The organism is Methylobacterium sp. Leaf399, from assembly GCF_001424525.1.
GTDB lineage: Bacteria > Pseudomonadota > Alphaproteobacteria > Rhizobiales > Beijerinckiaceae > Methylobacterium.
In genome coordinates this window covers 187,696-200,327 of sequence record NZ_LMQK01000030.1, presented here as the reverse complement: position 1 = coordinate 200,327, position 12,632 = coordinate 187,696, and the positions used below count along the sequence as shown (strand labels likewise).

13 protein-coding genes are annotated in these 12,632 nt (G+C 70.3%); 8 read left to right on the top strand and 5 right to left on the bottom strand.

What is annotated here, in order from left to right; genetic code table 11:
• Positions 1–48: 48 nt before the first annotated feature.
• Positions 49–270 carry a hypothetical protein gene (locus ASG40_RS14305; RefSeq protein WP_055886951.1) on the bottom strand — a complete coding sequence of 74 codons (222 nt, stop codon included), beginning with the start codon at positions 268–270 and terminating at the stop codon, positions 49–51.
• A 124-nt stretch (positions 271–394) separates the two neighbouring features.
• On the opposite strand from ASG40_RS14305, the gene ASG40_RS14300 reads away from it, so the two are divergent.
• The gene (locus ASG40_RS14300; protein WP_055886949.1) at positions 395–1,294 is read left to right on the top strand and encodes a methyltransferase domain-containing protein; all 900 of its coding nucleotides are present in this window, start codon (positions 395–397) and stop codon (positions 1,292–1,294) included.
• Complete coding sequence (locus tag ASG40_RS14295) at positions 1,291–1,641, top strand: DUF427 domain-containing protein (protein ID WP_055886947.1); 351 nt, start codon at positions 1,291–1,293, stop codon at positions 1,639–1,641. The genes ASG40_RS14300 and ASG40_RS14295 overlap by 4 nt, the downstream gene beginning before the upstream one ends.
• Before the next feature lie 9 nt (positions 1,642–1,650).
• Here the strand turns inward: ASG40_RS14295 and ASG40_RS14290 are convergent, their stop codons facing one another.
• The 3 genes from ASG40_RS14290 to argJ all read right to left on the bottom strand — a co-directional run bounded on the left by ASG40_RS14290 (position 1,651) and on the right by argJ (position 3,694).
• Positions 1,651–1,902: a DUF2283 domain-containing protein gene (locus ASG40_RS14290; protein WP_055886945.1), complete on the bottom strand. Its 252-nt coding sequence runs from the start codon at positions 1,900–1,902 to the stop codon at positions 1,651–1,653.
• A 114-nt stretch (positions 1,903–2,016) separates the two neighbouring features.
• Positions 2,017–2,421 (bottom strand): (deoxy)nucleoside triphosphate pyrophosphohydrolase, encoded by a 405-nt coding sequence (locus tag ASG40_RS14285; protein ID WP_055886943.1) that lies wholly within the window; start codon positions 2,419–2,421, stop codon positions 2,017–2,019.
• A 22-nt stretch (positions 2,422–2,443) separates the two neighbouring features.
• Entirely contained in the window at positions 2,444–3,694 is a 1,251-nt protein-coding gene (argJ, locus tag ASG40_RS14280) for a bifunctional glutamate N-acetyltransferase/amino-acid acetyltransferase ArgJ (RefSeq protein WP_055886941.1), read from the bottom strand.
• A gap of 249 nt (positions 3,695–3,943) precedes the next feature.
• On the opposite strand from argJ, the gene ASG40_RS14275 reads away from it, so the two are divergent.
• Positions 3,944–4,381, top strand: coding sequence for a hypothetical protein (locus tag ASG40_RS14275; RefSeq protein WP_055887424.1), 438 nt, complete (start codon positions 3,944–3,946; stop codon positions 4,379–4,381).
• A 120-nt stretch (positions 4,382–4,501) separates the two neighbouring features.
• Here the strand turns inward: ASG40_RS14275 and ASG40_RS14270 are convergent, their stop codons facing one another.
• Positions 4,502–5,056: a PRC-barrel domain-containing protein gene (locus tag ASG40_RS14270; RefSeq protein ID WP_055886938.1), complete on the bottom strand. Its 555-nt coding sequence runs from the start codon at positions 5,054–5,056 to the stop codon at positions 4,502–4,504.
• A 168-nt stretch (positions 5,057–5,224) separates the two neighbouring features.
• Here ASG40_RS14270 and ASG40_RS14265 point away from each other — a divergent pair, with 168 nt between their 5' ends.
• The 5 genes from ASG40_RS14265 to ASG40_RS14245 all read left to right on the top strand — a co-directional run bounded on the left by ASG40_RS14265 (position 5,225) and on the right by ASG40_RS14245 (position 12,449).
• Entirely contained in the window at positions 5,225–5,800 is a 576-nt protein-coding gene (locus tag ASG40_RS14265) for a glutathione peroxidase (RefSeq protein ID WP_055887420.1), read from the top strand.
• A 313-nt stretch (positions 5,801–6,113) separates the two neighbouring features.
• Entirely contained in the window at positions 6,114–7,154 is a 1,041-nt protein-coding gene (locus ASG40_RS14260; RefSeq protein ID WP_055886936.1) for a sensor histidine kinase, read from the top strand.
• A 167-nt stretch (positions 7,155–7,321) separates the two neighbouring features.
• Positions 7,322–7,756: a SufE family protein gene (locus ASG40_RS14255; RefSeq protein WP_055886935.1), complete on the top strand. Its 435-nt coding sequence runs from the start codon at positions 7,322–7,324 to the stop codon at positions 7,754–7,756.
• A 421-nt stretch (positions 7,757–8,177) separates the two neighbouring features.
• Positions 8,178–10,547 (top strand): putative bifunctional diguanylate cyclase/phosphodiesterase, encoded by a 2,370-nt coding sequence (locus ASG40_RS14250; protein WP_055886933.1) that lies wholly within the window; start codon positions 8,178–8,180, stop codon positions 10,545–10,547.
• 840 nt (positions 10,548–11,387) lie between these two features.
• Complete coding sequence (locus tag ASG40_RS14245; protein WP_156387732.1) at positions 11,388–12,449, top strand: substrate-binding domain-containing protein; 1,062 nt, start codon at positions 11,388–11,390, stop codon at positions 12,447–12,449.
• Positions 12,450–12,632: the final 183 nt, after the last annotated feature.

Below are 12,632 nucleotides of genomic sequence, written 5' to 3'. Positions count from 1 at the left end.
GCCGGCGCCCCGGCGGGAGCGAGTTCCGCCGGGGCGGGTCGCGCTCGGTCAGCGCGTGGTGGTCTGCTTGTTCTGCTTATTGGCCTGGTGGCGGCCGACGGCGCAGCCGGCGACGGCACCCATCACGCCGTGGCCGGCCATGTGGCCGGCGACGCCACCGACGATGGCGCCCTTGATGCAGCCCTTGGCCTGTGCCTCCGGCGCGGCTCCGAGGACGGCGAGGACCATGGCAAACCCCAGGACCGTGTGTCTGATGATCGTGGATGTCATGTGACGATGTCCCACTGCTGGATCGACGGATGAAAGAACGCCGTCGTTCGTGCGATCGTTCCTGGTGGTATCGCCACCGCGGCGAGGCTGGCCGCCCGCCGCCGCCGCTCCATGTAAGAGGATCATGTCCGTCCCGCCGCCCCTGTTCGACACCGCGTTGATCCGCGCTCGCCTGATCCGCGCGCACCGTGGGGGCTATGCCGGCTTTCTCGTGGACCGCGCGGCGGAGGATCTCGACGACCGGCTCGGCGCGGTGCTGCGCCGCTTCGACCTCGCGGTGGACCTCGCCACGCCGACCCCCGCCGCCGCGGTGCGGCTGCGTGCCTCCGGCCGGGCCGGGACGGTGGTGCGGATCGCCCCGGTCGCGGACGGTTCGGGCGACCTCGCGGCGGTGGGCGACCCCGAGGCGCTGCCGCTGGCGCCCGGCCGCTTCGACCTCGCGGTGTCGCTTCTGGCCCTGCATCAGGTCAACGACCTGCCCGGCGCGCTGGTGCAGTTGCGCCGGGCCCTGAAGCCGGACGGGCTCTTCGTCGGCTGCCTCCTGGGCGGGCGCAGCCTCACCGAGCTGCGCCAGGTCTTCGGCGAGGCCGAGGCCGAGCTCGAAGGCGGGGTCAGCCCGCGGGTGGCGCCCTTCGCCGACGTGCGCGCGATCGGCGGGTTGCTGCAGCGGGCGGGCTTTGCCCTTCCCGTCACCGATGCCGACCTCGTCACCGTTCGCTACGCCGATCCCTTCGCCCTGATGCGCGACCTGAGGGCGATGGGGATGACCAACGCCCTCACCGAGCGCCGCCGCACGCCGCTGCGCCGCGCCACCCTCCTGCGCGCAGCCGCCCTCTACGCCGAGCGGTTCGCGGATGCGGACGGGCGGCTGCGGGCGAGCTTCGAGATCGTCTGGGTCTCGGGATGGGCCCCGCACGACAGCCAGCAGAAGCCGCTCAGGCCCGGCAGCGCCCGCACCCGCCTCGCCGACGCGCTCGGCACCACCGAACACATCCCCGTCACCGACCCGTCGAGAGAGCCATGAGCGCCATCAGCATCGCCCCGAACCCGAGCCGCGTCCGCGTCACCCTCGGCGGTATCGTCCTGGCGGAATCGGACGCCGCCCTGCGGCTGGTGGAGGGCCGGTCGAGCCCGGTGCTCTACATCCCGCGGGCCGACGTGCGCTGGGAGCTGTTCACCAGGACCGCCACCCGCACCCACTGCCCCCACAAGGGCGACGCCAGCTACTACGCGGTGACCGTCGACGGCACGCTCCGGCCCGACGTGGTCTGGAGCTACGAGGACCCCAAGGCGGAGGTCGCCGCGATCAAGGACCACCTCGCCTTCTATCCCAGCCGGGTCGACGCCATCGAGGAGGTCGCGAGGGGGTGAGGCGATGCTCTACGTCTTTCCCTGAGACCGGATCGATTGCCTCATCGCAGAGCGGAACGGCCTTCTAGCTGCCGCGAAATGCTCGAGGGCGGCACCGATGGCCAAATGCTCCGACGCGTCGAGGATCTCGACGGCCACGATCCGCCCGGTGGCGTCGAAATCCAGCACGAGGCCTGGCCGCACTTCCTCGCTCTCCACGACGGGAGCGTCGGCGAAGCGCACGGACAGCGCGTCCGTCTCCGCATCGTACCGCGACTTCACGGGAGGCGTCTCCGACGTCGGTCGAGGAAGGCGGTCACGATGGGGGCGCCACCGTTCGTCGGCACCTGTTTGATGCGCGGCACCCTGCCGTGGCACTCGGCGGTCGTCCTCACCTTACGGTCCCAGCAGATCCACCAAGAACGGGATCAGCGGCGCGTCGGCCGGAGGCATCGGCTTGTCCCTGAGGTCGCGCGGGCGCACCCAGGCCAGGGCCTGGCCTTCGAGGGGGGCGGGCGTACCCTCCCAGCGCCGGCAGACGTAGAGCGGCATCAGCAGGTGGAAATCGGGATAGGCGTGGCTCGCGAAGGTCAGCGGCGCCAGGCACGGCTCGGCGACCGTGATCCCGAGCTCTTCGGACAGTTCGCGGATCAGCGTGTCCTCCGGCCGCTCGTTGGCCTCGACCTTGCCGCCGGGGAACTCCCAGAGCCCGGCGAGCTGCTTGCCCGGCGGGCGCTGCGCCAGCAGCACCCGGCCGTCCGTGTCGACGAGGGCCACCGCGACGACGAGGAGGAGCCTCATGCCACGACGCTCACGAAGACGCTCACGACCGGTAGTCCCCGTTGATGGCGATGTAGCCGGAGGTGAGGTCGCAGGTCCACACGCGGGCCGTGCCGTCGCCCAGGCCGATGTCGACCCGCACGGTCACGTCGGGCTCCTGCATCACCGCGCTGGCGGCCTCCTCGCTGTAGGCCGGATCGCGCGCGCCCTGGTGGGCGACGCGGATGTCGCCGAACCAGATCGAGAGCCGGTCGCGGTCGGCGGGCTCGCCGGCCTTGCCCACCGCCATGACGACCCGGCCCCAGTTGGCGTCCTCGCCGGCGATGGCGGTCTTGACCAGGGGCGAGTTGGCGATCGACATCGCGATCCGGTGGGCGGAGGCGTCGTCCGCGGCACCGCCGACCTCGACGGTGACGAACTTGCGCGCGCCCTCGCCGTCCTTGGCCACGAGCTGGGCGAGCTCGATGAGGAGGTCGTCGAGGGCCGCCTTGAAGCCGGACAGGCGCGGGTCGGCGGCATCAGCGACCGCCGGGTTGCCGGCTTTGGCGGTGGCGAACAGCATCAGCGTGTCGGAGGTGGAGGTGTCGCCGTCCACCGTGACGCAATTGAAGCTCCTGGCGGTACCGGCCGAGAGCAGCGCCTGCAGCACCGCCTGCGGCAGCGCCGCGTCGGTGAAGGCGAAGGCGAGCATCGTCGCCATGTCGGGGGCGATCATGCCCGCCCCCTTGGCGATGCCGTTGATGGTGACGCTGACCCCGTCGATCTCGGCGCGGCGGGTGGCGAGCTTGGGGAAGGTGTCGGTGGTCATGATCGCCTGCGCCGCCGCCGCCCAGGCGGCAGAGCCGGCCTCGGTGCGGCCGGCGCAATCGGCCAGCACTCCCTCGAACTTGTTGGCGTCCAGCGGCTCGCCGATGACGCCGGTGGAGGCGATGAACACGTCCTCGGGCCGGCAGCCGGCGGCGCGCGCGGCGATGGCGGCGGTGAGCACCACCGCATCGCGGCCGAGGGCGCCGGTGAAGGCGTTGGCGTTGCCCGAGTTGACCACCAGGGCGCGGGCGCCGGGGCTCTCGAGAGCGGCGCGGCACCAGTCCACCGGTGCCGAGGGGCATTTCGAGCGGGTGAAGACGCCCGCCGCCTGCGTGCCCTCGGCCAGCGAGAGGTAGAGCACGTCGGTGCGCCCGGCATAACGGATGCCGGCCTGCGCCGTGGCGATCCCGACGCCGTCGAGGGCCGGCAGGTCGGGGATCGTCTCGGGGGCCAGGGGCGAGACGGGAACGGCTTTGCCTGACGACATCGTGGAGCGACTCCGGCTGTTCGCCACGCGGCGATTCTGGCGGTGGCTGGCGCGGCCGGAGTTGCCCCGCCTCGGGTTCGCGCGTCAACCGGTGGAACGCGGGAGGCTGCTCAAGAATTCACCATGCGGGTTCCGTTTCGCGGCGCCTCGCAGGCTTGTCTCATGAATGCATCGTGACGTAGCATGCTGCAACGCAACGCGAACGAGGTGACGAGCACGCGGATGTCGCAGAACGCCCGGGACGTTTCCATGCCGCGATCCGTTTCGCCGCGAACCATTTCCCGGCCGGCCTCTGGCAACCAGGGCGGCGCCTACGGGGTCCAGGTCCTGATCGCGGGACGGCAGAAGCACTGGCGCGACGAGGTCGCCTGCCAGATCAGGCGGGCGGGCTACACCGCGACCACGGTCGACTGCGGCGTCGATGCGATGACCGTCCTGGCGCTTGGCCTTCCCGTCGACGTCCTCGTCACCGACGTGACGCTTCAGGGCGAGCTCTGCTCGGCCAAGCTCGCCGTCGAGGCACGCGCCCTGCGGCCGGACCTGCGCATCGTCTTCGCCAGCGACCTCACCGACACGGCGTGGTGCGAAGCCGCGGGAATCGCCCCGCGCGCGATGTTCGTGGCCCCCGATCCGCGGGCGGACGCGGTGGCGTCCACCGTGCGCGAAGCCTTGGCCAGTCGGGACTGAACCTTACTGACGGTGTCGGGCCGATTCGGGCCGCCAGAGGGACGGTCGGCAGACACATGCGGGCTCGCGGGGCGGTGCGGGTCACCCCGATTCGCCCCGCATCCCATGTTGATCGGCTTGTCAGTTGGGCTTGGTCTCGGTGGTGGCGGGCATGTCGGCGGCGGCCGGCTTGGCGTCGGTCGTCACGGGCTTGCCGTCGCCGGCCGCGGGCTTGACGTCGCTAGCCGCGGGCTTGGCCTCGTTCGGTTTGGCGGCGCCGAGATAGATGTATTCCGGTGCCGCGCGGATCTGGTCCTTCGTCGTCTCGATGGACGCCTTCATCGTCTTGTCGTCGACGCGCGTGAGCTTGAGGGCGCTCGGGTCGATGGCGACGTACTTCGTGCCGATGCCGAGGAAGCCGCCGACGCCCACGATCCAGGCCTTGATCGTGCTCGACTCGTCGAGGACGATGTCGGCGATCTCTCCGATGGTCTCGTTGGCGCCGTTCTGGATCGTCAGGCCGATCAGCTTCGAGGTCACCCTGTCCGTCGCGGCCTGGGCGACGAAGGTGGGACGCAGGTCGTTGGCGAGCGTCGCGGGGGCGGCCGGCGCCGGGGCCTGCGCAGTGGGCGCCTGGCCGAGGGCCAGCGTCGTGCTCGCGACGAGGAGGGTCGTTCCCAGCAGCAGGTTGCGCATGGCGTGTGTCTGATCCCGTTGTTCGTGAATGGCTCACGCACAAGCCGACCCCGTCGGAAAGGTTCCCCCTGCGGCGACGCTACGATGGCGGCTCCGCCCCGATGGCCTATCTTGCTGGTCGATGCCGTGGCGGCAACGGCCGCCGGCTTTGCCAGCTATGGAGCGTCCATGTCGTCCTCAGCGTCGTTCTCCTCGCCGTCGATTCCCCGCCGCCAGGCGCTCCTCCTCCTCGGCTTTTGCCTCGCCGCCGGCCCCGTCCGCGCGGCCGGGGAGACCGCCGCCAGCTTCGGCTTCGACAGGCCGGAGGGCGGCACGCTCCCCCTGTCGGCTCACGCCGGCAAGCCGATCCTGATCGTCAACACCGCCACCTCCTGCGGCTATGCCGGGCAGTTCTCGGGTCTCCAGGCCCTGTGGACCCGGTTCGGCGACAGGGGGCTCACCGTCATCGCGGTGCCCTCGCCCGATTTCGGCAACCAGGAGCCCCTGGACGGGATGGCCATCGCGGAGGCCGCCCGCGCCAACCACGGCGTCACCTTCCCCGTCGTGTCGAAGACCCATGTGCGGGGCCCCAAAGCGCATCCGTTCTATCGCTGGGCGGCGGCCGAGAAGCCGGGCACGGTCCCCAACTGGAACTTCCACAAATATCTGATCGGCCGCGACGGCGACATCCTCGGCGCCTATCCCTCCTTCGTCGAGCCCAATGATCCGCGCATCGTCACCGCCATCGCCGGTGCCCTGGGATAGGCGTCGCCCACGACCCCGGGGTTGCGCACGGCGGGCACCTGGGCGAGGTAGGCGCCCGAAACGGGGTCGGCGACGCCTTCGATCGGCGCCCGGCGACCCGGAGTCGGAACCACTGGCGCTCGCCCATGACCCTCCCCGCGAACCAGCCCCGTCCCGGTGGGGACATCCCGCCGCGACGGACCGCCCGCCGCCCTGGAACCTGTGCCGTGTCCGTCACCGGCGCGGGCCTGGAACGGCGCCATCCGGGACACGTTGAACCGCCGTCGGGAGTCTCTGAACACGGGCGGCATGCGACGGGCGGATCGGATTGAGAATGAGTGCGGACACATCGGCGACCGGCATGGCCTCGGAGAGCCTTGTGGGTGACGCCTTCCGGCAATTCGCGAACGACGTGCCGTTGATGATGTGGCGCTCGGACACGGAGGGCCGTGCCGTCCATCACAACGAGAGCTGGCTACGGTTCACCGGGCGGTCCGCCGATGACGAGGCCGGCCACGGCTGGCGCCGCAACATCCACCCCGACGACGCGCCGGCCTTCCTCGCCCTCGTGGCAGAGGCCTTCACCCTGCGGGAATCGTTCACCGCCGAGTTCCGCCTGCGCCGCCACGACGGCGCCTATCGCTGGCTCCTCGACACCGCCCGGCCGATCGAGCACGACGGACATTTCGCCGGCTACCTCGGGACCTGCTTCGACATCACCGACCGCAAGAACGCCGAGGCGCATGCGGAAGCGGCCCTGGTCGAGAAGGAGACGCTCCTGGCGGAGGTCTACCACCGGGTGCGCAACAACCTGCAGGTGATGGTGAGCCTGATCGGCCTCTACGGCCGCGCCGCCCCCCCCGCCTGCCGCGGCAGCTTCGAGGCCCTCGGGCAGCGGGTGAGGGCGATCGCCCTGGTGCAGCAGCACCTGCACGAGGCCCCCCACATCGCCTCCATCGACCTGCGCGACTATCTCCACCGCCTCGCCTCCGGCCTCGGGCAGCTGCGGCGGGCCGGGCGCATCGGCGTCACCATCGACGGGACGGGCACCACGCTTGTGGAGCCGCGCACCGCCAACGCCCTGGGCATGATCGTGGCCGAAGTCGTGGCCGAATGCCTCGACACCACCGCCGATTCGGTGGCCTGCGCCATCACGATCCGCATCGATGCGGCGGCCGGCGCGCCGGTGCGCCTCTCCATCGCCTCGCGCAACGGCGCGGGCGGGAGTGCGGCCGGAGCCGTGCCGAACCTAGGGCCACGGCTGATCGCCGCCTATGCCGCCCAGGCCGAGATCGCGGTGCGCGGCCCGGTCGGCCCGGACGAGCCGCTGGAGCTGCAATTGCCGGAGGTGCTCACCCGGATCGTGCCGGACTAGGCAGCTTTCGCAAAAGCGGCCATCGTGAACCTGCCGAGACGCTTCGGAAGGGCCTGAGGCGCCGGGCCTCATCGCAACGGGGTTCGCCTCGCCGACGATGCCGCCTATATGCGCCGGGACGCCGGCGCGACCGGCCCCGTTCCCGTCGACAATCGGTGTCGCCCGTCATGCTTCCCCCCATCGCGACCATCGTCGAGAATTTTGCCTTCATCGAGGATTGGGAAGAGCGCTATCGCTACGTGATCGAGCTCGGCCGGGCGCTGCCGCCGGGCGGCGAGGATCTGCAGACCGAAAGCAACAAGGTCCACGGTTGCGCCAGCCAGGTCTGGCTCGACCTCGGGGTCGATCGTTCGGCCTCGCCACCCCGCCTGTCGGTGAGGGGCGACAGCGACGCCCACATCGTGCGTGGGCTCGTGGCCCTGATGGTGGCGCTGTTCGACGGCAAGACCCCGTCGGAGGCCGCCGCCACCGACGCCTTCGCGCTCTACACGGAACTGGGCTTGGCCGAGCACCTGACGCCGCAGCGCTCCAACGGCGTGCGCGCCATGGCCGACCGCATCCACCGCGACGCGGTCCGCCTCGCCGCCGCCGATGCCCGATGACGGCCCGCGCCGCGAAAATCGCCTGCCCGCCCTTGAAATGAACCGCGAGAGGCTTGCCGCCCCCGAGGAGGGCGTGCAGGTATTTGGCCCACGAGGTCTCGTCGGGCCGGATCGCGTTGCCTCGTCCCGCGCGGCGAGCGCGTCGCCGGCCCGATCACGGCCGGCCTCGCCCGGCCATGGCCATCGGCCGTGGCCTCCGCTCTTTGAAGTTGTATTGCAACCTTAGGGGTACGATACGGGTTTCGCGTGCGCGCCGGCCGGATCCGCGATCGGCTCCCCTGGCGAACGGCGGGTCGGCGGGTGGACCTGTGCGTCCGCGGACGCGAACCGACGGTGGGCACGACGAGGCCTGGCGTCGCGAGTGGACGGTGCGTCAGGGCGCGGAACGGATGGAGTCGAGAGTGTGACGACAGCGTGGATCATGTCGATCCGGACAAAGATCTTTTTCGGCTGCATCAGCCTCACCCTGGTGACGATCTTCGTCGGGTTCCTCGCCCAGAACTCCCAGTCCAAGCTGAACGCCGCCGCACTCGGCATCTATGACAACGCCTTCCAGTCGATGAGCTACCTGCGCTCGGCGCAGGCGATCATCCTCGGCATCTCGCGCGAGATCGCGGTGGGCGGGACCAACACGGCGGTGTTCGTCGACCAACTGCAATCGACCCTCGACGCGCTGGACGTCGCCCGCGAACGGGCGATGTCCGAACGCGGGGCGGCCCTCGCCCGGCAACTCCAGGCCGCGGTGTCCGAGCTTCAGGCGACCTTGCGGGACTCCGGGGCATCGCCCGGGCGCCGCGACTTCGAGGCCATCGAGCGGACCTTCGACAGCGCGGTCGGGGTCTACGCCAGCGACGGCTTCCGGCTCCGGCAATCCGCCGAGGCCCTGGTGGCGGAGACCCGGCTGAAGACCTTCGTCGCCATGGCCGGGTCGATCGTGGCGGCCTTCCTCATCACCCTGCTGCTGAGCCGGGCGATCGTTCCCTCGATCCGCCAGGCGGTGGGGATCGCCACCGCCATCGCCGGGGGCAAGCTCGACAACCGCATCGACGGCGCCAGATCGGACGAAACCGGGCTGCTGCTCACCGCGCTCGCCACCATGCAGCGCAGCATCGCCGAGAAGATCGGCTTCATCGAAATGCTGATGGCCCAGCAGGCCTCGAGCCACGACGTCGAGATCGCCTCGCAGAACGCCCGGTTCGAGACCGCCCTCGACCACATGACCCTGGGCCTGCGCATGTACGACGGCGACGACCGGCTCCTGGTCCAGAACCGCCGCTTCTCGGAAATGTTCGACGGCGAGGACGTGCTGGCGAGCCTCGCGGCGGCGTTGCCCGAGCGCCGGGCCACCTCGCACCGGCCCGAGGCGGGATCGGGCACGTATCATTGCCGGCTCGCGGACGGACGCACCATCGAGGTCTCGCAGGAGGCGATGGCCGGCGGCGGCCGCGTCGTCACCTACGACGACATCACCGAGCGCCAGCGCACCGAAGCCCGCCTGCACCGGATGGTCCGCCACGATGCCCTGACCGGGCTGCCCAACCGCATCCTGTTTCGCGAGCACCTCCAATCTGAGGTCGCCGCCGTCCGGCATCCCGCCCGGGTCTCGGTCCTGTGCCTCGACCTCGACCGCTTCAAGTCGGTGAACGACACCCTCGGCCATCCCGTCGGGGACGCGCTCCTGCGCGAGACCGCGACACGGCTCGTCGGGACCACCGGCGACGCCGGCATGGTGATCCGGCTCGGCGGCGACGAGTTCGCCGTGGTCCTGGGGGGCGATGCGCCGGGGGCGGACGCCGGCGCGCTGGCCGAACGGATCATCGCGACCCTGAGCCAGCCCGTCCATATCGAGGGCCACCACATCGCCATCGGCGTCAGCATCGGCATCGCCCAGACCGTGGACGGGAGCGAGACCCCCGACGAACTCCTCAAGAACGCCGACCTCGCCCTCTATGCCGCCAAGGGCGAGGGCCGCGGCACCTACCGGTTCTTCGCACCCGAGATGGAAGCCCGCGTGCAGGGCCGGCGCACGATGGAACTCGACCTGCGCGTCGCCATCGCGGACGGTCAGTTCCTGCTGCACTACCAGCCGCTGGTGAACGCGCGATCCGGCGCCGTGGTCGCCTTCGAGGCGCTGCTGCGCTGGCACCATCCCGAGCGGGGCGTGGTGCCGCCCGGCGACTTCATCCCCCTGGCGGAGGAGGCCGGACTGATTCCGGACATCGGCCGCTGGGTCCTCGAACAGGCCTGCCGCGACGCCGTCGCCTGGCCGGTAGGCGTCAAGGTCGCCGTCAACCTCTCGCCCCTGCAGTTCCAGTACCGCGATCTCGTCGCCGACGTCGAAGGCGCCCTGCGCCGGTCGGGACTGCCGCCGACGCGGCTCGATCTCGAGATCACCGAATCGTTGATGATGCAGGATTCCGACGCCACCCTGGCGACCCTCCACGCCCTGCGTGCCCTCGGGGTACGCATCGCCATGGACGATTTCGGAACCGGATTCTCGTCGCTGAGCTACCTGCGCCGGTTTCCCTTCGACAAGATCAAGATCGACCGCAGCTTCATCCGCGACGTGGTCGAGAGCGAGGACGGCCTCGCCATTGTCAAGGCCGTCATCCGTCTGGGCCAGTCCCTGCGGATGGACGTGGTGGCCGAGGGCGTCGAGACGGTGGAGCAGAAGACCCTCCTCTGCCAGGCCGGATGCCAGGAGCTGCAAGGCTACCTCTTCAGCCGGCCGCAGCCGGTGAGCCAGGTCGCGGAGATCATTCGGACGATGTCGATGGTGGCGGCGGCCTGAGGCTGCCGGCCCCGCCCGCCTGTTCGCAGGACGTCCGGAGCGTCGGACCGGCTCGATCCGACCGGCGCGAGCGCAAGCGACACGTCGGGAGAGTCGTCGCCGAGACCTGATCCGGTTTCCGCCCGATGCCAGCGGCAGCCGTATCACGGCGCCCGCGCCGCGCCTGAGGATGACCGACATCCGCATGGCGAAGCCATCAAATGGCCTCCGTACGAGACGTCGCCCGCTCGATGGGGCCGGTGAAACGCGTCCCGTCGCCCTTGCGGGGAGGGGGAGGGGGCGGCGTGGTTCCGCCGGCCTCGGCAGCCGGGTCGACCAGGCATCCCCACCTCCCTGCCTCCTTCCCGCACCCAAGTCGGGCTCGACCGCCTCGGGCACTCGAGGGTGCGGCTCTCGGGCAAGCTCGAGAGCCGTGGAGGGGGGACCCGTGGCAGCCGAAGTGAACAAGTGGAAAATACGATGGGTTGTTTTCCTGTTTCTGTTCGCTCTTGAATAGAAATCCGCTAATGGGTGTTAAATATTTTGTATAAAGCGGTGATAAAAGGAGAATATCGACGGAAATAGGCCGACATCGATCCATGCGATACTGGCGATGATCTGTCGGCCCGGATTTAAAGGCAGGCACGTGGTCGCCCCCGCCTCGTCGATTAACCTTCCACCGCGAAGCGCAATCACGCTAGGCTATCGCCACAGGGCGGTTCGGTGCAGCCTGTCGCGGTTTTGGCACCGCCGATCGTCGCGACTCGGCCCCGTCGGTCGCGTGGCGGACGGCGTCAAGACCGGAGGGTCGGTGGATCCACCGGGCCGTTGCGACTGCGACGTCGCCCTCGGGGAAGGACGATGATGGCACGGCTCGGACTGGCGGCTGTTCTGTTCTGGCTTCATCTGGCCGGCGCCTTCGCCCAGCAGCCTCGCTTCAATCCGGACACCGATCCGAGCCGGATCCGGTGGAGCCGTATCGTCGACGAACTCGGGCCCGCGCCCGACGTGCGCGGCGAGCGGTTCGGCGTCATCCTGAAGACGCCCGCCAACGAGTACTGGCGCCTGATGGCCGCCGGCTATCGCCAGCGTGCCCTGGTCGACGGGGTGAAGCTCGATATCCAGGCCGCCCGCGACGAGACCGACCAGACGCGCCAGCTCGCGCTGATGCAGTCGATGATCGGCAACCGCTACAGGGCGCTGATGATCTCGCCGATCTCGACCTTCAACCTGCAGCCGGCCATCGACGAGGCGATCGCGGCCGGGGTGCCGGTGGTCGACGTGGACGGAGCGGTGGTCGACAGCGTCCGGCACTTCGTGGGGCCGATCAACCGCGACCTCGGCGTCGCGGTGGCCCGGTGGTTCATCGCGCACTATCCCAGGGGGGGCAAGGTCGCGGTCATCGAGGGCCAGCCCGGAGTCTTCTCCACCATCCATCGCTCGGCCGGGTTCCGCGATACCCTGGGGCAGGTGAAGACCTTCTCGGTGGTGGCGAGCGTCTCCGGGCAGTGGGACCGGCGCCTGGCGCTGGATGCGGCCGGCGCGATCATCGCGGGGACGCCCGACCTGATCGGGATCTATTGCAACAACGACACCATGGCGCTGGGCGTCGTGGAGGCCGTGAAGGCCGCGGGCGCGCTCGAGCGCATCCGCGTCTTCGGCACGGACGGTACCGCCATGGCCTATGCCTCCATCGCGGCCGGCGAGCTGACCGGGACGGTCGACATCTTCCCCACGATGATCGGCGAGATCGGCCTCGACGTCGCCAAGCGCCTCTCGGTCGGGGGTACCGTCCCGCGCGTCGTGGAAACGCCCCACATCCTCGTCACCCGCGAGAACATCGCCCGCTACGCCGGGCAGGAAGCGGAGCGCCGCAGGTTTCTCCTGGAGGACGAGGATCGCCTGCTCCGGTCGAAGCCGTGAATTCGGACAGGGGCCGACGCACCGCGACTCCCTACGACAAAGTCGCTCGCAACCGTGCCTCAGCCGTTGCAATCGCCTTGTGGTGCCGATCGAGTCCAGACCCTCAGCGGTCCTCGTAACCGGACGGCCATCGCCCTTATGTCGGGCTGCGCGGCGCCTCGGATGCAACCGGCAATCCGGTCG

What these genes read in the sequence shown, in the direction of transcription:
- ASG40_RS14305 (WP_055886951.1), bottom strand. Translation starts at nt 270, where the DNA reads ATGACATCCACGATCATCAGACACACGGTCCTGGGGTTTGCCATGGTC.
- ASG40_RS14300 (WP_055886949.1), top strand. Translation starts at nt 395, where the DNA reads ATGTCCGTCCCGCCGCCCCTGTTCGACACCGCGTTGATCCGCGCTCGC.
- ASG40_RS14295 (WP_055886947.1), top strand. Translation starts at nt 1,291, where the DNA reads ATGAGCGCCATCAGCATCGCCCCGAACCCGAGCCGCGTCCGCGTCACC.
- ASG40_RS14285 (WP_055886943.1), bottom strand. Translation starts at nt 2,421, where the DNA reads ATGAGGCTCCTCCTCGTCGTCGCGGTGGCCCTCGTCGACACGGACGGC.
- argJ (WP_055886941.1), bottom strand. Translation starts at nt 3,694, where the DNA reads ATGTCGTCAGGCAAAGCCGTTCCCGTCTCGCCCCTGGCCCCCGAGACG.
- ASG40_RS14275 (WP_055887424.1), top strand. Translation starts at nt 3,944, where the DNA reads ATGCCGCGATCCGTTTCGCCGCGAACCATTTCCCGGCCGGCCTCTGGC.
- ASG40_RS14270 (WP_055886938.1), bottom strand. Translation starts at nt 5,056, where the DNA reads ATGCGCAACCTGCTGCTGGGAACGACCCTCCTCGTCGCGAGCACGACG.
- ASG40_RS14265 (WP_055887420.1), top strand. Translation starts at nt 5,225, where the DNA reads ATGTCGTCCTCAGCGTCGTTCTCCTCGCCGTCGATTCCCCGCCGCCAG.
- ASG40_RS14260 (WP_055886936.1), top strand. Translation starts at nt 6,114, where the DNA reads ATGAGTGCGGACACATCGGCGACCGGCATGGCCTCGGAGAGCCTTGTG.
- ASG40_RS14255 (WP_055886935.1), top strand. Translation starts at nt 7,322, where the DNA reads ATGCTTCCCCCCATCGCGACCATCGTCGAGAATTTTGCCTTCATCGAG.
- ASG40_RS14250 (WP_055886933.1), top strand. Translation starts at nt 8,178, where the DNA reads ATGTCGATCCGGACAAAGATCTTTTTCGGCTGCATCAGCCTCACCCTG.
- ASG40_RS14245 (WP_156387732.1), top strand. Translation starts at nt 11,388, where the DNA reads ATGATGGCACGGCTCGGACTGGCGGCTGTTCTGTTCTGGCTTCATCTG.